Origin of the sequence: Flavobacterium sp. W21_SRS_FM3 (assembly GCF_052113625.1) — a bacterium.
Lineage (GTDB): Bacteria > Bacteroidota > Bacteroidia > Flavobacteriales > Flavobacteriaceae > Flavobacterium.
Map to the genome: position 1 here is coordinate 367,012 of NZ_JBGQOD010000001.1, position 20,692 is coordinate 387,703.

At 34.2% G+C, this 20,692-nt stretch carries 20 protein-coding genes; 11 read left to right on the top strand and 9 right to left on the bottom strand.

The features are described from left to right. Positions 1-22: 22 nt before the first annotated feature. On the top strand, positions 23-790 hold the full coding sequence (locus ACEN2K_RS01675; RefSeq protein ID WP_441757574.1) for an SDR family NAD(P)-dependent oxidoreductase: 768 nt from the start codon (positions 23-25) through the stop codon (positions 788-790). 71 nt (positions 791-861) lie between these two features. On the opposite strand, the gene ACEN2K_RS01680 is transcribed toward ACEN2K_RS01675, so the two are convergent. The 3 genes from ACEN2K_RS01680 to ACEN2K_RS01690 all read right to left on the bottom strand — a co-directional run bounded on the left by ACEN2K_RS01680 (position 862) and on the right by ACEN2K_RS01690 (position 2,943). Next, entirely contained in the window at positions 862-1,518 is a 657-nt protein-coding gene (locus tag ACEN2K_RS01680; RefSeq protein ID WP_441757575.1) for an aspartate kinase, read from the bottom strand. A 120-nt stretch (positions 1,519-1,638) separates the two neighbouring features. After that, positions 1,639-2,028 carry a YraN family protein gene (locus tag ACEN2K_RS01685; protein WP_441757576.1) on the bottom strand — a complete coding sequence of 130 codons (390 nt, stop codon included), beginning with the start codon at positions 2,026-2,028 and terminating at the stop codon, positions 1,639-1,641. 18 nt (positions 2,029-2,046) lie between these two features. Beyond that, positions 2,047-2,943 (bottom strand): S66 peptidase family protein, encoded by an 897-nt coding sequence (locus tag ACEN2K_RS01690; RefSeq protein WP_441757939.1) that lies wholly within the window; start codon positions 2,941-2,943, stop codon positions 2,047-2,049. Between the two features lie 276 nt (positions 2,944-3,219). On the opposite strand from ACEN2K_RS01690, the gene ACEN2K_RS01695 reads away from it, so the two are divergent. The 3 genes from ACEN2K_RS01695 to amaB all read left to right on the top strand — a co-directional run bounded on the left by ACEN2K_RS01695 (position 3,220) and on the right by amaB (position 7,084). Then, entirely contained in the window at positions 3,220-4,317 is a 1,098-nt protein-coding gene (locus ACEN2K_RS01695; protein ID WP_441757577.1) for an endonuclease/exonuclease/phosphatase family protein, read from the top strand. A gap of 119 nt (positions 4,318-4,436) precedes the next feature. Continuing rightward, positions 4,437-4,976, top strand: a complete 540-nt coding sequence (locus ACEN2K_RS01700; protein ID WP_441757578.1) for a 3-hydroxyanthranilate 3,4-dioxygenase — start codon at positions 4,437-4,439, stop codon at positions 4,974-4,976. 554 nt (positions 4,977-5,530) lie between these two features. Continuing rightward, positions 5,531-7,084, top strand: coding sequence for an L-piperidine-6-carboxylate dehydrogenase (gene amaB / locus ACEN2K_RS01705; RefSeq protein ID WP_441757579.1), 1,554 nt, complete (start codon positions 5,531-5,533; stop codon positions 7,082-7,084). A gap of 98 nt (positions 7,085-7,182) precedes the next feature. Here amaB and ACEN2K_RS01710 read toward each other — a convergent pair whose 3' ends face one another. The 6 genes from ACEN2K_RS01710 to ACEN2K_RS01735 all read right to left on the bottom strand — a co-directional run bounded on the left by ACEN2K_RS01710 (position 7,183) and on the right by ACEN2K_RS01735 (position 12,060). Further along, positions 7,183-7,683 carry a DUF6646 family protein gene (locus ACEN2K_RS01710; protein WP_441757580.1) on the bottom strand — a complete coding sequence of 167 codons (501 nt, stop codon included), beginning with the start codon at positions 7,681-7,683 and terminating at the stop codon, positions 7,183-7,185. Positions 7,684-7,730: 47 nt separating this feature from the next. Continuing rightward, positions 7,731-8,456 (bottom strand): metallophosphoesterase, encoded by a 726-nt coding sequence (locus ACEN2K_RS01715; protein WP_441757581.1) that lies wholly within the window; start codon positions 8,454-8,456, stop codon positions 7,731-7,733. Positions 8,457-8,758: 302 nt separating this feature from the next. After that, a complete protein-coding gene (locus tag ACEN2K_RS01720; RefSeq protein ID WP_441757582.1) occupies positions 8,759-9,907 on the bottom strand; it encodes an ATP-binding protein in 1,149 nt (382 codons plus the stop codon). 50 nt (positions 9,908-9,957) lie between these two features. Continuing rightward, a complete protein-coding gene (locus ACEN2K_RS01725) occupies positions 9,958-10,347 on the bottom strand; it encodes a four helix bundle protein (RefSeq protein ID WP_441757583.1) in 390 nt (129 codons plus the stop codon). A 42-nt stretch (positions 10,348-10,389) separates the two neighbouring features. Beyond that, a complete protein-coding gene (locus ACEN2K_RS01730) occupies positions 10,390-11,142 on the bottom strand; it encodes an SDR family NAD(P)-dependent oxidoreductase (protein WP_441757584.1) in 753 nt (250 codons plus the stop codon). Positions 11,143-11,187: 45 nt separating this feature from the next. Next, entirely contained in the window at positions 11,188-12,060 is an 873-nt protein-coding gene (locus tag ACEN2K_RS01735) for an aldo/keto reductase (protein WP_441757585.1), read from the bottom strand. 212 nt (positions 12,061-12,272) lie between these two features. Between ACEN2K_RS01735 and ACEN2K_RS01740 the strand changes: the two genes are divergently transcribed. The 7 genes from ACEN2K_RS01740 to ACEN2K_RS01770 all read left to right on the top strand — a co-directional run bounded on the left by ACEN2K_RS01740 (position 12,273) and on the right by ACEN2K_RS01770 (position 20,680). Continuing rightward, positions 12,273-13,277: an AAA family ATPase gene (locus ACEN2K_RS01740; RefSeq protein ID WP_441757586.1), complete on the top strand. Its 1,005-nt coding sequence runs from the start codon at positions 12,273-12,275 to the stop codon at positions 13,275-13,277. Between the two features lie 83 nt (positions 13,278-13,360). Beyond that, positions 13,361-14,224 carry a DUF58 domain-containing protein gene (locus ACEN2K_RS01745; RefSeq protein ID WP_441757587.1) on the top strand — a complete coding sequence of 288 codons (864 nt, stop codon included), beginning with the start codon at positions 13,361-13,363 and terminating at the stop codon, positions 14,222-14,224. Positions 14,225-14,316: 92 nt separating this feature from the next. After that, positions 14,317-15,948, top strand: coding sequence for a hypothetical protein (locus ACEN2K_RS01750; protein ID WP_441757588.1), 1,632 nt, complete (start codon positions 14,317-14,319; stop codon positions 15,946-15,948). Beyond that, positions 15,948-16,949, top strand: a complete 1,002-nt coding sequence (locus ACEN2K_RS01755; RefSeq protein WP_441757589.1) for a vWA domain-containing protein — start codon at positions 15,948-15,950, stop codon at positions 16,947-16,949. The genes ACEN2K_RS01750 and ACEN2K_RS01755 overlap by 1 nt, the downstream gene beginning before the upstream one ends. Before the next feature lie 63 nt (positions 16,950-17,012). Next, on the top strand, positions 17,013-18,047 hold the full coding sequence (locus ACEN2K_RS01760; RefSeq protein ID WP_441757590.1) for a VWA domain-containing protein: 1,035 nt from the start codon (positions 17,013-17,015) through the stop codon (positions 18,045-18,047). 50 nt (positions 18,048-18,097) lie between these two features. Then, a complete protein-coding gene (locus tag ACEN2K_RS01765) occupies positions 18,098-18,874 on the top strand; it encodes a tetratricopeptide repeat protein (protein WP_441757591.1) in 777 nt (258 codons plus the stop codon). Positions 18,875-18,934: 60 nt separating this feature from the next. Further along, the gene (locus ACEN2K_RS01770) at positions 18,935-20,680 is read left to right on the top strand and encodes a BatD family protein (RefSeq protein WP_441757592.1); all 1,746 of its coding nucleotides are present in this window, start codon (positions 18,935-18,937) and stop codon (positions 20,678-20,680) included. The last annotated feature ends 12 nt before the right edge of the window (positions 20,681-20,692 follow it).

Consider the following 20,692-nt stretch of genomic DNA (forward strand, 5'->3'; position numbering starts at 1 on the left):
CTATCAATAAAAATCAATAAAAATGGAAAGTAAAAAAAATAAAATAGCGCTAGTTACAGGCGGAAGCCGAGGGTTAGGTAAAGAAATGGCATTGAGTCTTGCTAATAAAGGACTTGATGTAGTGTTAACATACCATAGTAAAAAAGAAGAAGCTGAAACGGTGGTTAGTGAAATCGAAGCAGTAGGACAAAAAGCGGTAGCTATTCAATTGAATGTTGCAGAGTCAGGTACTTTTGACTTATTTTTTCAAAATGTAGCAGCGGCTTTGAAAACAACTTTCAATACAGATAAATTCGACTTTTTAGTCAATAATGCAGGTATTGGAATTCACGAAAGTTTCTTAACAACCACAGAACAACAATTTGATGAATTAAACAATATTCAATTCAAAGGACCTTTTTTCCTTACGCAGAACGCATTGTCTCATATGAATGATGGTGGCGGAATTGTGAATATTTCTACCGGTTTAAGTCGTTTTTCATTTCCAGGCTACGCCGCTTATGCGAGTATGAAAGGCGCAATGGAAATACTAACAAAATACCAAGCCAAAGAATTAGGAGAAAGAAAAATAAGAGTGAATATTGTAGCGCCAGGTGCTATAGAAACTGATTTTGGTGGAGGTGTGGTAAGAGATAACGAGCAGTTAAACCATCATATTTCCTCGTTAACAGCATTAGGACGTGTTGGTTTGCCAGAAGATATTGGTGGTGTTGTCGCTTTTTTATGCACAGATGATGCTAAATGGGTCAATGCGCAACGTATCGAAGTTTCAGGTGGAATGAATCTGTAGGACACTAAATGATAAAAAAAAAGCTTCCAATCGTAGTTGATGGGAAGCTTTTTTGATATCTATTACCAGAATTAATTCTTTAAATCTTTAATGACTTTAAAAGCAACGTCTACTTGCTCTTCACTAACAAGAATCGTGAATTCATTTGAAGTGGAAATGACTTCGTTAATAATGATTCCTTCCCAAGCCAATCTTTGAAAAATGAAATAATATATACCAGGGACAGCAATATTTTCTTTTGGTAATTTTACTGTTATTGAGGCAAGGTTTTCTAATTTTTGAATCAACTTCTCGCTAACGAAATGTTTGTCTACTAAATGACTCACACTGTTACTTAAGACAATGTTGATTTCATTTACACCTCTGGATGATGTATAAAAAACATCAGCTAAAGCATTAATATCCGAAATTAAAGCAGCTTGCTTATTTAATACCGTTTCTGAAACGGCAAAAGTATAGTCTGTTAAAGCAGAACGTACCGTTATTTCACCGATGTTCTTAATCACCTTACTGATCTTATGATTCAATCTAAAATCCAGTTCTTCGGTTAATCTTTTTAACGACATTACGATAGCACCTTGTTTGACTTCTTTTCCAAATTCACTTTCTAATTCAGACATAATATTTCTCGACAAAGAGGTCAAGTTGATGATGCCAAGTGATAAAGCATTTAGTAAAAAAGGCTTAGTCTTGATGTAGTTTTCTACGATGGATGAAACTGTTTTCATAATAATTCAAGTGGTATTTTAGTTGGTTGCACTAATGGTTAGGATCTTAGTTGTCTTTAAATCTACTGCAAATATAAATAAAAAACATTTTGTTACAAATATAACATCACTGAAAAACCATTAAAAATGATAAAATGCATCGATAAGGTGCTCAATTACAAAAGATTTCTCTTTGTTAACTCCTTCGTCTGTAGATTTTCCGGGTGCTGTTATAGCAATAATATCGAAGCGAACTTCAACCTCGAGATTTTTTTGGGTTACGTAAGCGTCAACTGCTTTTACTAAAAGTTGAATTTTTTTAGGTTTCACAAAGTCTTGTGGCAGTCCAAAATCTAATGAAGAACGGGTTTTGACTTCTACGATGGCAAGCATGTCTCCTTTTTTGGCAATAATGTCAATTTCCGCTTTTTGAAAAGTCCAGTTAGTATCTAAAATATCATAACCGTCTTTTTGTAAAAAGGCTACAGCCATTTCTTCACCAAGTTTTCCTAATTCGTTGTGTGCTGCCATGAAACGTATTTAGGCTATTTACTTAAATTCTACAGTACTTGTTTTTTCAGTTACTTCCATTGTAACAATGTCACCCAACACTAGCGCACGATTATCTCTAATGTGTCCCGCTGGGAAGTTGTAGATAACAGGAATGTTGTAATTCTTAGTCACGTCTTCAATTATTTCAACCGCATTTTTCCCCCAAGGAATGTCATTGTCCTTCATTTTAGTCATGGAACCTACAATAATTCCTTTAATGCTTTCCAGACAACCATTACGTTTCAAATTCATCATCATGCGGTCAATGTGATACAGATACTCGTCTAAATCTTCAATAAACAATATTTTATCCTTGCAATCAATCGCTGATGGAGAACCCAGCAAGCTATAAAGTATAGACAAGTTTCCTCCCACAATTTCTCCAGTAGCTTTACCCGTTCTATTCATTCCGTCTGAAGGAATGCTGTAGTCTAATTTTTTTCCAAATAAAGAAAGGTATAGACTTTCCACAGCCTCTGGTGTAGCTCTGGCTACAGTTACTGGCATTATTCCATGAATCGATTTGTATCCCATGGTATTTAAGTGGTTATGTAAAACGGTAATATCACTAAAACCAACAATCCACTTTGGGTTTTGTTTGAATTTTGTAAAGTCTAATAAATCAATCATTCGTACGGTACCATAACCACCCTTTACACACCAGATGGCCTTGATGTTTGGATTATCTAACTGCTTTTGGAAATCAGCAGCTCTTTGCTCATCTGTTCCCGCAAGTTGATTGTTATCTAATCCGATGGTACTTCCTATCACTACTTCGAGTCCCCAACTATGTAATAAATCAATAGCAGGTTTTAAGTTGTCGTCTAAGTTTTTTCGGGCTGTTGCTAAAATTGCTATGGTATCTCCTTTTTGTAAAGTAGCTGGTGTAGTCATAAATGTATGGGCTTGAATATTGAAAGATTGCAAAACAAAAAATAATAGTAGGAACATATTCAAACCAAAATTACTGTTTAATGACCAAAATCGTGTTGTGTACATGTGTTTTTTTGTCTGGGGTAAATAAATTTAGATTTGTCTCCAAGAGGATTCAAACAAATATAATGAATTTGAAAATAAATTAAACTTTCTTAATTTAATTGTAGTATTTTTATTAATGAATCTAATTCGTGTTAGAAGGCCTTTTAGTTGATTGATCTTTAAATCTGATGTATGAGAATTTTTAGTTTACTCGCATTGTTATTGTTTCTGTTAGCTCACACTAAAGGAGTTGCTCAGCAGAAAAATTATACCATTCATACAGTGGCTTTTTATAATTTCGAAAACTTATTTGATACTATTAACGATCCAAGTACTAATGATGATGAGTGGACTCCAAAAGGAGCGCAACACTGGACCAGTAAGAAATACCATCAAAAGCTACAAAATTTATCTAGAGTATTACTCGAAATTGGTTCTTCTGAGAATTCAAATGCGCCTACGTTTATAGGCTGTTCAGAAATTGAGAACAGAGGAGTTCTGGAAGACTTAATTAAAGAACCTAAAATCATTGATAAAGATTTTGGAATTATTCATTTTGATTCCCCGGATAAGCGGGGTATCGACGTGGCTTTACTGTACCAAAAAAAATATTTCAGACCCACAAGTTATAGTAACATTCCGCTATTAGTATATAAAAAAGAACTGAGCTCAAAAGTTGAACCCGATGATAAATCGGATGACGAACTGGCTATTAGTGCACAAAACAATCGGGTGTTTACACGTGACCAACTTTTAGTCACTGGATTTCTAGAGGGTGAAGAAATTAATATTATTGTAAATCACTGGCCCTCCCGTTCTGGTGGCGAGAAAAAGACAAGTCCGTTTCGGGAAGCAGCAGGCATGTTAAACCGAAAAATAATTGATTCGCTACAAGCAATAAATCCAAATGCTAAAGTGATTACGCTGGGGGATTTAAATGACGGACCGTTAAATAATAGCGTTAAAAAAGCTCTTGGCGCTAAGGCTACTAAAAAAGAGGTGGTTGAGTTTGGAGTTTACAATCCATTCGAAGAAATGGCAAAAAAAGGTTTAGGAACAATAGCCTATCGCGATTCTTGGGATATCTTTGATCAAATCATGGTGTCACAGTCCTTAATCAAAAATGATTTTAGTAGTTTTCAATATTGGAAAGCGGGTATTTATAATAAAGCCTTTTTAATTCAAGAATCAGGTCAGTACAAGGGTTATCCTAAGCGACATTCGACTACTGAAATAGGTTTTAGCGATCATTTTCCGGTGTACATTTATTTGATTAAAGAACATAAATGATGTTCTAATCACAAAGAATATTCGATTTAGTTAAACAGCTTACATTTTAGAGTTTCTTAACGACAGGACACGGCTGTTTTTAGTAACTTAGCCTCTCATAAACTTAATAGACCTAACAGATGGCAATAGCAAAACCTTTCAACCTAACTAAATGGATTGACGAAAACCGTGATTTACTAAAACCACCTGTGGGAAATAAAAATTTATACCAAGAGTCGGGGGATTATATTGTCATGATTGTAGCAGGACCTAATGCGCGTAAAGATTACCATTACAATGAAACCGAAGAATTGTTTTATCAATTAGAAGGTTCAATAAAGGTGATTATTCAAGAAGATGGTGAACGCAAAGAAATGGATTTAAATGCTGGTGACATGTATTTGCATCCCGCTAATGTGCCGCACTCTCCCGTTCGTTCAGCAGGTTCAATAGGATTAGTTATTGAACGCAAACGTGTAGGAAAAGGCTTTACTGATGGTTTACAGTGGCATTGCGACAACTGCAATCATAAATTGTATGAAGTTAAATTTGAATTGAAAGATATAGAAAAAGATTTCTTGCCTCACTTTGAACATTTTTACAATTCCATAGAACTTAGAACTTGTGATCAATGTGGAACGGTAATGGAAGCCGATCCCAGATTTGTTGCCCATAAATAGTTTATTATTTATAGGAGCTATTTCCCGTTATCCGCTGTATCTTTTATGGCTTAAAGAAAACCATAAAAGGATGCCGCTACTACCGGGGCTAGGCGTTTGTGCATAAAATCAAATTATTTATAAAAATTGAAATGTAGTAAGCATTTTTGAATCAAAAAGGAATATCTGATTTTCAAAAATGGTTAACCGCATAGAAAGTACTATTCTTTTGATAATTGTTGCTTCCCAAAGACGGTTTTATAGATACAGTTACAGCTCAAAACGCTTTCCTTGTACAGGAAAAATAAAATGAACTCCTAAAATATTTTGCATTTTAATGGTGATTGTATTTTTACAAAATTAAGCTGTCTATAAATGCGTATTTAGGACTTAGAATTTACAGTATAAAAGCTGTTTGTTCTTTTGGGGAAATTGGGTTTCTTCTATATTAATCGTTAGTAACTTACTAATATGAGCTAATTTTACTTCGATTTTAACAATTTTCTTCGAGAGAAATTCAACTCGAAATGATATCTTTACAAAAAAATATAACAATTTTAACTAAAAAAGTTACAATGACAACAATAGCAAATCAATTCGGAATGAAAGAAGCTTTGGCACAATTAGGTATCAAAGACATTAATGAAGGAACTTCAACAGGTCTAAATCACTTTTCAAATGGAGAAATCCTAGAAAGTTATTCTCCTGTAGATGGGCAATTGATAGCGAAAGTTAAAACCTCAACAGCTGCAGATTATGAGAAGGTAATGGAATCAGCTACGGCTGCGTTCAAAACATTTAGAACCATGCCAGCACCTCAACGTGGAGAAATTGTTCGTCAGTTTGGAGAAAAATTACGTAAAAATAAAGAAGCTCTAGGTAAATTGGTTTCGTATGAAATGGGAAAATCATTACAAGAGGGATATGGTGAAGTGCAAGAAATGATTGATATCTGTGATTTTGCAGTAGGTCTTTCTCGTCAACTGCATGGATTAACGATGCATTCTGAGCGTCCTGGACACCGTATGTATGAGCAATACCACCCAATGGGAGTAGTAGGAATTATTTCAGCCTTTAATTTTCCAGTAGCCGTTTGGGCTTGGAATACCGCATTAGCATGGATTTGTGGAGATGTTTGCGTTTGGAAACCATCTGAGAAAACACCACTTTGTGGAGTAGCTTGTCAAAACATTATTGCTGAAGTAATTAAAGAAAACAACCTTCCTGAAGGAATTTCTTGTTTAATAAACGGTGATTATAAAGTTGGAGAAATGATGACTAATGATAAACGTGTGCCTTTAATTTCGGCAACAGGTTCTACTCGTATGGGTAAAATTGTTGCTCAAACAGTAGCAGGACGTTTAGGGAAATCATTATTAGAATTAGGTGGAAACAATGCCATTATTGTAACGCCAGATGCTGATATTAAAATGACCGTAATTGGTGCGGTCTTTGGGGCAGTAGGAACAGCTGGACAAAGATGTACTTCTACACGTCGTCTAATTATTCATGAAAGCATTTATGACAAGGTAAAAGATGCTGTAGTATCGGCTTATGGTCAACTACGTATCGGGAATCCATTAGATGAAAACAATCATGTGGGACCTATTATCGATAAACACGCTGTAGAAATGTACAATAATGCTTTAACAAAAGTAGTTGCCGAAGGTGGTAAGTTACTAGTTGAGGGTGGTGTGCTTTCTGGAGAAGGATATGAAAGTGGCTGTTATGTGAAACCTGCGATTGCCGAAGCGGATAATTCATTCGAAATTGTGCAACACGAGACATTTGCACCGGTATTGTATCTATTGAAATATTCAGGAAATGTTGAAGATGCCATCGCAATTCAAAATGGTGTTGCTCAAGGATTGTCATCAGCAATTATGACGAATAACTTAAGAGAGGCAGAACTTTTCTTATCTGTTGTAGGTTCTGACTGTGGTATAGCCAATGTCAATATAGGAACTTCAGGTGCTGAGATTGGTGGTGCTTTTGGAGGAGAAAAAGAAACTGGTGGAGGTAGAGAATCCGGTTCTGATGCTTGGAAAGTATACATGAGACGTCAAACTAATACCATCAATTATACCACTAGCTTGCCATTAGCACAAGGGATTAAATTTGATTTGTAGCGCGTTGTAAATACTAAAAAAAGGCAGTTTGAAATTTCAAACTGCCTTTTTTTATGCGTATCAACTAGCGTGTTTTGCTCTAATATATAATTTTTCTCTTATAAATTAAAAGAGGCACCAATATTAAATACAAACTGATTGTTTAAATTGTGTCCAAAATCACTGTTGTTTGTGTCATATTTAGCGATAGGTACTCCTGCTTCTCCAAATAAACCAAAACCTTCTGTAAAGAAGTAACGGAAGCCTAAATGAGCCCCAAAGTTTTTCAAACCTAAGTCTAAACCTGGATAGATATCCATTTTTGGATCTAATTGCATTACATTCCCTAAATTAGCATTAAATCGTGCTTTAAGATCAACACGATCACCAAATGAAGGGTTGTCACCAAATTCATCTGTTGAAACTGATAATAAATAATTTGTGGTAAGTCCTAGTGACATATTCTCTCCAATTCCAAAATCAGATGATAAAAAAATACCTGTTCCGCCATCTTGGATATTAAAACCAACTTGCCCTTTCACATCTCCATTTCCTTTAAATGCTTGAGCATTTGTAAGCCAAACTGATGACAGTAATAATAACGTAATTACTTTTTTCATACTTAATATATTTTAATAATAATAGTGCAAAATTAGGGTATTAAAATCTAATTTCTTCCTTTTTCATCAAAATACAAGTGGTTTAAGGGTTCGCTCTGCCAGAATTCTTTGGTGTCTACATCCATAATGGTAAGTGGCCCTTTGAAAGCGGCTCCAGTGTCCACATTCCAAACACAGGCCATTTGAACTGGTTCTGTTTTGCCAATTCTGCTTACAGGGGTGTGACCTATATAAACTTCATCATACAATGTTAACCGTTTGGGATATAACAAATCATTAGGTTTAATGCTTCGGTCTAGTGCTAAAGCGGTTTCCCAAAGCGTTCTGTCCCAGTAAAACAATTTTGGGTAAAATTCATATTTCACACCATTCATATTGGTAAAACCAGCATGAACAAATAGGCGGTTTTTTTCATCTAAATAATAATCATCTAATGACAATAAAAAATCTATGTGTAATTGTTTAGTAACGTCATCTACTTTTTCATAACCCATTACCGTCGCTTCTCCACCATGCTTATACCACATCAGGTTTTCTTTGTTGTCTTTTAACCAGTGCAATAATAATTCATCATGATTTCCACGAATAAAAATACAAGTATTAGTAGTTTTTAATTGAATCAGATAATCTAGGACTTGAGGAGATTGACTCCAGCCATCAACGTAATCCCCAAGAAAAATTAAAGTATCGGTTGCAGTAACTTTGGCTCGTTCTATAATTTGGTGAAGTGCACGCAAGCCTCCATGTATATCACCTATAACTAATGTTCTCATTTTGTGTGTGGTCAATCGGGATTATAAAAAAGGACAAGTGTGTCGTTTTTCTAATCCATAAAAATAGCGAAAAGAGTTGGGACGAGCGGATATTTTATTTATTTTTTTTAAAATGGCCTGTCTAATTGAAGTTTTAATAAAGTTTTAAAATATCACTACTTTAGGTGATTGTTTGGTATCATTTTTTTTATGTATTTTTACATAAACCTTAAAAAACCAAAAAACAATGAATACATTAATCGCTTTATCTGTTTTGATTATCAGAACGATATGTAGTTTTTTAAATGATATTGTATCCTTTTTTAATCTTCATTTTTAGTATCGTATTTCATCTTTCTTAGTATTCGCAATGCTTCTTTAAAAGAGAGATAAATGTAGGGGAAGGGCTTGATAAGCGTTTTTGCTTCAATCAACTTATCTTTGGCATCTTCAAATCCGTTGAGGTGACAGATCATAAATGTAGACGGTAAATTCTCTAAATCTTTATATTCCCTTTCGGATAGTTTATATCCTTTACTTAATTTCTGTAATAAAGAAAGATTAGTATTGTAGATATGAAATAACATCTTTCTATTGAATTCTGGCGGTTGAAACAACATCTTAGTTTCAATCTTATAATAGCCATTTTCATAAAAATAAATCGTTTGTTGCTCTAAAGGATAATAACTTGTTTTATCGTTTAAGCCTAGAGGAACATATTCTGTAATTGTAAATGAATCTTCGTCAAAATTAATAGTTACTACATCTTGAGCAGAATAAAATAGCTTTACCTGCTCATTTATTAATTCAATATCTACTCTAGACAAATAAGTCTTGTCTCGGACCCTTTTAGGAATTCCAGCCCAACAAATGATAAAAAGCTCCTTAAATACATTGTATTTTGGGGCCATATCTTTGTGGCGGTAGTTCATGAAATCAAAAACCCCATCTAGCGTATATTTAATATTGTTGCGAGCGTTGTTTTCAATACCTATAACAGTTTCTGTATTTTGATGGTTTTTTTCGATCTTATCTGTCGTAGGAGTTGTGTTGCTCCCACGACGAATAAAAACAGTATTAGCTGTAATGGTATGAATTCCTTTTTTAAAATAAGAGGTCTTATGTTTTGGTTTTATCGTTACTAATCCTACCACCTTATCTTTCGGTAAATTCGGAAAAGGGACATTTTCATATTGAATTTTAGGAGGGTTTTCTAAATAGGCATTTACTAAGTTTTGAATGCGACTATCATCAAAAAAATCATCCCCTACAATTTCATTGTCCTGATCTTCAACACCAACTACAATATAGGAATTATTAGCCGGGTTAGAATTGGATAAAGCGCAAATGTGTTTTAAAAATTTCGCCTTACCTTCACGGGTATGTAAATTCAATTGGCGCTTTTTATCATAAAAACTGTTCTCGTCATTATGAGCAAGTAAGTTTTTAATTAAAAGGCGTTTGTTGATCATTTAGATTTGCTATTATTTATTATTTAATAATCTATTTTATATTGGTGCTATCAATCATATTTTGATCCTTTTCTATCCGAAGATTTTAAAAAATTTATGAATTTTGAAATCTGATCAATAATAATCTGTGACTTTAAGGTCAATTCTAAATAATTCTCCTCAGTAATATGTTTTCTATCAAATGAACGTTGCAATTGAGCTTTTGTTTCGCAACACGATCCTCTAGAATAACTTAGGAAAACGATAAATTCTTTATTTCCACCTCTTCCAAATCCTTCAGCTATATTATCCATTACTGAGCCAGAAGAGCCATTAATTTGCTCTCGTAATTTATAATCTTGTCCCAGTGATGTAGTTTGAATTAAATGCCAAACTCTGTTACTTTGTTCTCTAGCCAATTGATAGATGGCCATTTCTTCAAATGAATTATAATTTGCCATACTGTAACCGTCTTAGGAATAAATAATAATATTAATAATAAATCAATCCCTTTTAACAATAGTCGATGACGCCTGTGCGGTACTCATTACTACTAAATCAGCAATGTTTACATGATAAGGTCTTGAGACTACAAAATGTATAATATCGGCAATGTCCTCTGCTTGCAAAGGTGTAAAACCTTTATAAACATTTTCTGCTTTTTGGGTGTCCCCTTTAAAACGAACTTCGCTAAATTCAGTTTCTACCATTCCAGGATGAATTCCGCCTACTCTGATTCCGTACGGATTCAAATCAATACGCATCCCTTGATTTAAAGCATCGACAGCGTGTTTAGAAGCGCAGTATACATTTCCGTTTGGATACACTTCTTTAGCGGCTGTAGAACCAATATTAATGATATGCCCTGATCGTCTTTCAATCATTTGTGGAATAATAGCTTTCGATACATATAACAAACCTTTTACATTGATATCTATCATAGCATCCCAGTCGTCCAGATCACCTGTTTGAATAGGATCTAACCCATGGGCGTTTCCTGCATTATTAATTAATATATCTATTGTAGAAAAAGTTTCTGGTAGCGAATTAATGGCTTCAAAAACTGCTTTTTTATCACGTACATCAAATTGTAATGTGTGAACCTCCGTTAGTTCAGATAGCTCTTTCTTGAGTGCAATTAAGCGGTCTTCACGTCTTCCGCAAAGAATAATAGTATACTTATTTCGGGCTAATAATTGAGCTGTTGCTTTTCCTATTCCGCTAGTAGCTCCCGTTATCAATACTGTCTTAGTCATGTTTTTTTATCAATAATTAATGTTATGGCATTATAACTCTTTTATTTAAGCGACATCCTCTCCCATACTCTCTGTCCATATGGCAAACCAATCTTCTTTTTCCAGTTCTAATTCGACTGCTTTCATTAAAGATTGAATTCGGGCTACATTTACTGTTCCTGCAATAGGAATAACTTTAGCAGGATGTTTTAAAACCCATGAAAGTAATAGCGTGTCTGAGCCCAAGTGGTATTTAGAAACTAGCCTAGCTAATAATTTTTTTAAACGGTGGGTTTGCGGAATGTCTTCTCTAAAAACGCAACCTAGAGGATTCCACGACATGGGCTGAATGCCATTCATTTGCATGTAATCAAAACTACCATCAACCATCGGTTCAAAGTTAGTTGCTGAGAACTGTACTTGATTGTAGCTAACCGCCGTTTTTTGTCGTATCAATTCTGTTTGTGAAGTAGTGAAATTAGAAAGTCCAAAATCAAGAATTTTACCTTCCTTTTTTAATTGTTCGACCGCGGCTGCAATCTCGTCAGCTTGCATCAACGGACTGGGTCTGTGTAATAAAAAAACATCTAAATAATCAGTATGTAAATTACGTAAAGATTGTTCAACTGAGGTGATTATGTGTTGTTTAGAGTAGTCGTAATGTTTGATTTTGTTATTGCGATTTTCGGCTAACATTTGGATACCGCATTTAGAAATCAACTGCAGTTTTTCCCTATCAATTTTGCTTGCAGCAAACGCTTTTCCAAAATCAGATTCGGTGGTATAAGAACCATAAATATCTGCATGATCAAAGGTAGTAATTTTGTTTTCTAAACAAATATGGATCATGCTTTCCATCTCCTTTTGAGTGAGGTTTTTATCCCAAACTCCCCAATTCATAGTTCCAGCAATTATAGGCGATAATGACGTTTTGTTCATGGTTTGTTTTTTTAATTGAAATGAGAAATGATGCATTTCCAAAGTATATTTTTCAAAGTTCTTAAAAATATAAAAATAGTATCATAATTCAACCTTAAAAATAGGACATTCCTAGAAGTTTTAACCATTTTTTAACATCTTTCCTGTAAAAAAAAATTCAATTTGCACTCTCAAAAGCAAGAGATTAAATTCAAGGTTTTAAAAATAAAAATATGGAAGAGAATACATCGACTTTAGACATTAGAGCAATCAATGAAAAAATAGAAAGAGAGAGTGCTTTTATTGACCTCCTTACTATGGAAATGAATAAAGTGATTGTGGGTCAGAAACACATGGTCGAAAGATTATTAATCGGACTTTTAGGTCAAGGACATATTTTACTAGAAGGAGTTCCTGGATTAGCAAAAACTTTAGCGATTAATACGCTTTCTCAAGCTGTTCATGGTTCTTTTAGTAGAATACAGTTTACTCCAGATTTATTACCTGCGGATGTTGTAGGGACAATGATTTACAATATTAAAGCAAACGAATTTTCGATTAAAAAAGGACCTATTTTTGCTAATTTCGTTTTAGCCGATGAGATCAACCGTGCACCTGCTAAAGTGCAATCGGCTTTGTTAGAGGCGATGCAAGAAAAACAAGTAACGATAGGCGATACCACTTTTAAATTAGAACGACCTTTCTTAGTATTGGCGACTCAAAACCCAATTGAACAAGAAGGAACCTACCAACTTCCAGAAGCACAAGTGGATCGTTTCATGCTAAAAACAGTTATTGATTATCCTAAAATGGATGAAGAGCGTTTGGTAATTCGTCAAAACTTAAAAGGAAGTTATGAGAAAGTAAACCAAGTCGTATCTGTAGAGCAAATTTTACGCGCGCAAGAAGCCGTTCGTGAAGTCTATATGGATGAAAAAATTGAAAAATATATTCTTGATATTATTTTTGCTACCCGTTACCCTGAGAAATACAAATTAGCCGATCTAAAACCATTAATCAGTTTTGGGGCATCACCTCGTGGAAGTATCAACTTAGCTAATGCGGCTAAATGTTATGCTTTTATCAAAAGACGTGGTTATGTAATTCCAGAAGATGTGCGTGCTGTAGTTCATGATGTTCTTCGTCACAGAGTAGGAATCACCTATGAAGCTGAGGCCGAAAATATTACCTCAGTAGATATTATCAATAAAATTATAAACGAAGTAGAAGTACCTTAAAATTTGTTTAAGGTTTAAGGTTTCAAGTTACTGTAGGTAATTTCAAACCTTAAACTTTTTTAAACTTTAAACAAATTAAATAAATGGATACAAAAGACCTTTTAAAAAAAGTACGTAAGATTGAAATTAAAACCCGACGATTGAGTGATCACATCTTCTCGGGTGAATACCATACCTCATTCAAAGGCCGTGGAATGACATTTAGTGAAGTGCGTCAGTACCAGTATGGTGATGATATTAGAGCTATTGACTGGAATGTTACCGCACGATACAATGAAGCACATGTAAAAGTTTTTGAAGAAGAAAGAGAGTTAACCATGATGTTAATGGTAGATATTTCTGGTTCTGAAAGCTTTGGGTCTAAAAATCAGTTTAAAAAAGATATTGTTACAGAAATTGCTGCCACAATGGCTTTTTCGGCGACACAAAACAATGATAAGATTGGTCTAATTTTATTTTCAGACCAGATTGAATTGTACATTCCGCCCAAAAAAGGAAGGTCGCATGTACTGCGTATTATCAGAGAGTTAATTGAATTTGAACCTCAAAGTCACAAAACTAATATCGCCCAAGCATTAAAGTTTTTATCGAGTACCCAAAAGAAGAAAGCAATTGTATTTGTTATTTCTGATTTCATGTCTGAAGATTATGAGCAAACTTTAAAAATAGCCGCTAAAAAGCACGATATAACGGGTATTCGAGTATATGATATTCGAGAAGAAAAAATGCCCAATATTGGAATGGTTCCTATGCAAGATGCCGAAACAGGTATTACCCAATTAATCGATACCAGTTCTAAGACCGTTCGGTTCAACTACGAGAAACACTATAATGAAAGATTAAGTTATTTTAAAGAAACGTTTAGTAAATCAGGTTCGGGCGTTGTAAATACTCGAGTAGATGAAAGTTATGTAACTAAATTGCTGGGTTATTTTAAATCGCGATAGTGATTTTAGAATTTAATTTTGCAAAGGAAATGCTACAATCAAAATCGTTAATCTGAATTTCTAAATTCTATTTTCAAGAGAAAATTTATATAATGAAAAAACATTTATTATTACTTTTAATGCTTCTTTCTACAGCTGTTTTTGCGCAACAAAAACGAGTAGAAACAAGTATTGATACCACTAAAAATAAAATAGGAGCAGAATTTAAATTAACTTTTAAGACTAATGTGGATACCCTGTCCAAAGTTGTTTTTCCAAAGTTAAAAAACATAGGAGCTCTAGAAGTGATTCAGTCTTATCCTATAGACACCGTTAAAAATAACGATCGTTATGAATTAATCAAACGCTATGGTCTTATTCAGTTTGACTCAGGTCGCTACACTCTTCCGAGTGTTAAAATTCTGATTAATAATAAACCGTATATGACTGATTCGGTATCAGTTGAAGTAGCGAATGTACAGGTAGATACATTAAAACAAAAAATGTATGATATTAAAGAAGTTATTCCTGTCAAATCAAGCTTAGGGAATTGGTGGAAATACCTTTTAATTCTAGCATTAATCCTTGGAATTGCAGCAGCTGTTTACTGGTTTATCAAAAAACAACAAAAGAAAAAAATTGAAGAAGAGGTTTATAAAACACCTATAGAAAAAGCAACTAGCTTATTGAACAACCTTGAAAAAAAGGAACTGTGGCAAAAAGGGGAAGTAAAATCATATTACAGTGAATTAACAGATATTGCTAGAAATTATATCGAAGAAGCCATTGAAATTCCAGCAATGGAGAGCACTACTTCTGAGCTTATTGAAGGTCTTAGAGCCGCATCTGTTAAAAAGAAAATGACTGTTTCTCAGGAAACAATTGAGAACTTAGAGCGCGTTTTAAAACAAGCCGATTTAGTAAAATTTGCTAAATCAAAACCATTGGATTACGAAATTACAGAAGATAAAAACAAAATAGAAAAGGCGATCTTGACTTTAGATAGGGCTATTCCTGTTGAGGTAGAAGTTGAAGAGGACATGTTGCTTAATGAAGCGCAAAAGAAAAAACAAATAGAAATTCAGCTTAAGAAAAAAAGAAACAAGCGTATAATCTATACTGTGGCTTCGGTTCTTTTTCTTTTATTGGCAGTGACTACTTTTTTCATAGTTACTAAAGGGTTCGATTATGTAAAAGATAATATTATTGGTCATCCTACTAAAGAATTACTAGAGGGAGAATGGGTAAAAAGTGAGTATGGTAATCCTAGTGTGATCATTGAAACACCTAAGGTTCTTAAGCGAATTGATTTGACAAAATCATTACCTAAAGAAGGTCTGGCTTTAATTAAAGAAATGAACTCCTTTGCATACGGTAGCTTTGTGGATAATTTTTATTTAATGGTTTCGACTATTAAATACAAACAAGACAGTACCATCGATTTAAAGAAATCCATGGAGGTTACCATACAAACCTTAGAATCTCAAGGGGCTCAAAACATGATTGTGAAACAAGAAGATTTTGAAACTCCAGAAGGAATAAGTGGTTTAAAAGGCTACGGAACTTTCTCAAGAGTGAATAGTGAAACAAATAGCAGCGAGAAGCTGTATTATGAATTACTATTGTTTAGCCAAGAGGGAGGATTGCAACAAATTATCATTTTCCATGAAGAGGGAGATTCCTATGCAAATGAAATTGCTGACAGAGTATTGAGTTCAGTAGAATTAAAACAATTAAATAAGTAATGGCAAAAATAACCTTTTTAAATCCCGAATTTTTTTGGTTGTTTCTTTTGATACCATTAGCAATTATATGGTTAGTTTTTAAAAGAAACCAGCAGGCAGCTACTTTAAAAATTAGTTCGATTCAAGGATTCAAAACCGCAACTTCATTTTTAGCAAAGCTAAAACCGTATCTAAGCGTACTGCGTTTATTAGCACTAAGTTCGTTAATTGTAGCCTTGGCCAGACCCAGAACCGTAGATATTAGCAATAAAACTAAAACTACAAAGGGGATTGATATTGTAATGGCTGTCGATGTATCTGGAAGTATGCTTGCCAAGGATTTAAAGCCCAACCGAATGGAAGCGCTGAAAAGAGTGGCTGCTGATTTTACAGAGGAAAGACCAAATGATAGGATAGGATTAGTCGTATATGCTTCTGAAGCCTACACTAAGACTCCAGTGACCAGTGACAAAGCCATTATTCTAGAAGCTATAAAAAGCATCCACTACGATAATGTATTGCAAGATGGAACAGGTATTGGAATGGGTTTAGCTACCGCGGTCAATCGATTGAAAGATAGTAAGGCGAAAAGTAAAGTAATTATTTTGTTAACTGATGGGGTTAATAATGCTGGTTTTATTGAACCGGAAACGGCAGCTGATATTGCTAAACAGTATGGAATAAAGGTGTATACTATCGGTATTGGTACTAATGGAACCGCTGAGTTTCCATACGCAGTAGGTCCTAATGGTCAATTCTTATTCCAGATGATGAAGGTAGAAATTGATGAGCGACTGATGCAAAGTATTGCTCGAAAAACAGATGGAAAATACTTTAGAGCAACGAGCAACAGCAAGTTAGCAGCAATTTATGGTGAGATAAATAAATTAGAAACAACAGAAATTGAAGAGTTGAAATTCTACGATTATGATGAAAAATACAGACCATTTGTATGGTTAGCAGGTTTTTTATTATTAGCCGAAATAGGATTGAGAAATACAGTTTTTAAAAGTTTTATATAATAGGTGCATGTTTTTTAAATTTTAAAATAAGTTAAAAATGCTTGCCCTTTGTGTTTAAAAAATATGGAATTAGACGAAATAAAATATTTATACCTGCTTTTATTATTGCCATTAGTGGTAGTGGTATTTCTTTTCAATTTATATTGGAAAAGAAAAAAGCAAAAGGAGTTTGGGGATTTAGAATTAGTTAAAAAATTGAGTCCTGACAGCTCAGTTTTCAAACCTGTTTTGAAACTAATAGTCATTCTATTGGCTTTAGCGGGATTAATTTTAGGATTAGTAAACCCAAAGATTGGTACTAAAATGGAAACGGTAAAGCGCGAAGGAATTGACATCGTTTTTGCAATGGATGTATCCAAGAGTATGCTGGCTGAAGATATTGCTCCAAGTCGTTTAGAAAAAAGCAAGCAAATTGTATCCCAAATTATCAATCAACTTGGGAACGATAGAATAGGAATTGTAGCTTATGCAGGAAGTGCTTTTCCGGTATTGCCCATCACTACTGATTACAGTGTAGCGAAGATGTTTTTACAAAGTATGAACACGGAGATGGTTTCTTCTCAAGGAACCTCACTAGATGAAGCGATTAAACTGTCGGCTACTTATTTTGACGATAAAAGTAAAACAAGCAAATTATTAATTCTTATTTCTGACGGAGAAGATCATTCTGAAGGAGCTAAAATGGCCGCCGAAGAGGCGAATAAGCAAGGAATGAGAATTGTAACTATAGGAGTGGGAACTGATAAAGGAGGAACCATTCCATTAAAGAAAAATGGGATAGTCCAAGCCTATCAAAGAGACAATAATGATGAGGTAGTTGTAACCAAATTAAACAGAGCAAGTTTAGAAGAGATTGCCAAAGCGACTAAGGGTGGCTATGTAAGCGGGAACAATACTAAAGAAGTTTTAGAATACATAAAAAACACTTTGAATACCATTCAGAAAACCGAATTTGAAGCTACGCAAATGGCTGATTTTCAATCGCAGTTTCAGTGGTTTTTAGGTTTTGCCTTTATCCTATTGTTTGCAGATCTTTTCTTATTGGAAAGAAAAACAGACTGGGTTAAAAAGCTGAATTTATTTAACGAAAATAAATAAATGTCCATTCTCAAAGTGTTTCACTTTAGGAATAACATAATTGAATACAAATGAAAAATTTTAAAAAATACATATTCACTATTTACGCATTACTCTTACTAGGGTCAGTAGTGTCCTTTGCCCAGGAAAAGGATAAAAGCTTACAAGATGCTAATGATCAATATGCTCAAAGTAAATTTACAGAGGCCGAAGCTAATTATAGAATATCAAATTCTAAATTCCCTAATAATGTAGCTGCACCTTACAATTTAGGAAATGCCATATACAAACAAAATCAAGCTTCAGAAGCTAAGTACGCGTATGGGAAAGCTTTAAAAAGTGCTAAAACTAGACCTGAAAAACACAAAGCATTTCACAATTTAGGAAATGTATTCATGAAGGAGAAAGATTACACACAGGCAGTGGAGGCTTATAAAAATGCGCTTAGGAATGATCCATCTGATGATGAAACGCGCTACAATTATGCTTTGGCAAAAAAAATGCTAAAAGAGAATCCGCCTAAGGATGATAAAGATAAAAAGGATAAGGATAAAAAAGACAAAGACAAAAAGGACGATAAGAAAGACGGGGAAAAGGATAAAAAGGACGATAAGAAAGACGGCGACAAAGACAAGGATAAAAAAGACGGAGATAAAGACAAGAAAGATCCTAATAAGGATGATAAATCCAACAAGGATGGAGAGCCTAAACCTAAGCCAGGGGAGATTTCTAAGCAACGTTTACAAAACCTTTTAGATGCAGTAAATAACGAGGAAAAGAAAATCCAAGATAAAGTGAATGCTCAAAAAGTAAAAGGCAAACCTGTTAAGACAGAAAAAGATTGGTAGTATTTTTTGAATAGTATAATAGCATATAAATAATCCACATACAAAAGGGTTGAGAAACAAATGAAAAGATATTTAATTTTAGTACTGTTATGTTTTCAAGGACTAATGGCTCAAGTACAATTTGAGACAAAGGTGAGCAAGACAACGCTTGGTTTGAACGAAAGACTTCGTGTTGATTTTGCTATGAATATTGATGGCGATAATTTTAATGAACCATCTTTTGACGGGTTTAGAGTCATTGCAGGACCAAGCCAACAAGTTAGTCAGTCCTGGATAAACGGTAGGAGCTCTTTTGAAAAAGTGTATTCTTATTATTTATTGCCCAATCAAAAGGGTACATTAACAATAAAACAAGCTACTATTGAATACAACGGACAAGTTTACAAGACTTCACCCGTTAAAGTTACTGTTACCGCTGCGGTAGAACAGCCTAAGGACCCAAATGACACAAGCGTTTCTGCAGATGATAATATTTACCTCGTTGCTGATATATCAAAGACAAATCCGTATATCAACGAGCCCATAACAGTAGTTTACAAACTATATTTTAGTTATAACATTGGTATCACCAACTGGAAAGAACTGAATAAACCCAAGTACAATGACTTTTGGAGTCAGAACATTGATATAAAGCAATTAGTAGCTGAAGAAGGAATGTTTAAGGGAGAGAAATACCGATATGTTGTATTGCGTAAAACAGTATTGTATCCTCAAAAATCAGGGAAGTTAGTTATAGAGCCTTTAGCTTTAGATATTGATGTGCAATTACCTACTAATAGGAGGGATGTTTTTGGTAGGATGTTGTTAACCGAAGGTAGTAAGCGAGTTTCTGCAGGGTCAAAAACCATTTCTGTAAAAGCATTACCTGAAGCAGGAAAACCAGATGATTTTTCAGGTGCCGTGGGTCGTTATGACTTCAAAGTTACTCCTTCAAAGACAAGCCTTAAGAATGGAGAAAGTCTTGATCTAGTAGTAAGTGTAACTGGTAAAGGGAATCTAAAATTATTCACCTTGCCAAAACCTGTTGTACCTAATGCATTAGAAATGTATGACGGGGTTCACAACGAAGACGTCAACACTTCGTTAGCAGGGATGAGCGGAAAAGTAAGTGATACTTATACCATAGTACCCCAATATAAAGGAAATTATCCCGTAAAACCTTTGCGTTTCTCCTACTTTGATTTAGGAACAGCGACTTACAAAACGATTACTTCGTCTGAGGTGATGGTTAATGTTCTTAATGGTCCAATAGACAACAGAGCTACCGCTAACGCCACAGCAGATAAGAATAGACTGTCAAGTCAAGAGCAATTCAAATACATCAAGCTAAAAACCACACTTACAGATGTTGATAAGGATGATTTTTTTGGGTCTAACTTATACTTGCTTTTGCTGTTTTTACCATTCTTAATTGTTCCGATCGTAGTGCTGTTAAAGAAGAAAAAAGAAGCACTTGACGGAGATGTGGTAGGAAACAGAGTCAGAAGAAATAACAAATTAGCTAAGAAATATTTATCTCAAGCTAAAAAACAAATAAATCATAAAGAGCCGTTTTATGTAGCGCTTGAAAAAGCAATGCACAATTTCTTAAAAGCAAAATTACATATTGAAACCGCTGATATGAGCAAGGATAACATTAAGGATATTTTACTGTCTAGAAACGCTAATCCTGATGTAGTTAATGATTTTATTGCACTGACAGAAAATTGCGAAGTCGCACGATATGCACCAGCATCTAGTGCAACGATTCAAAATGATTATGATAAAGCGGTGTCTATAATTTCTGAACTAGAAAAACAATTGTAATTTTAAAATGTA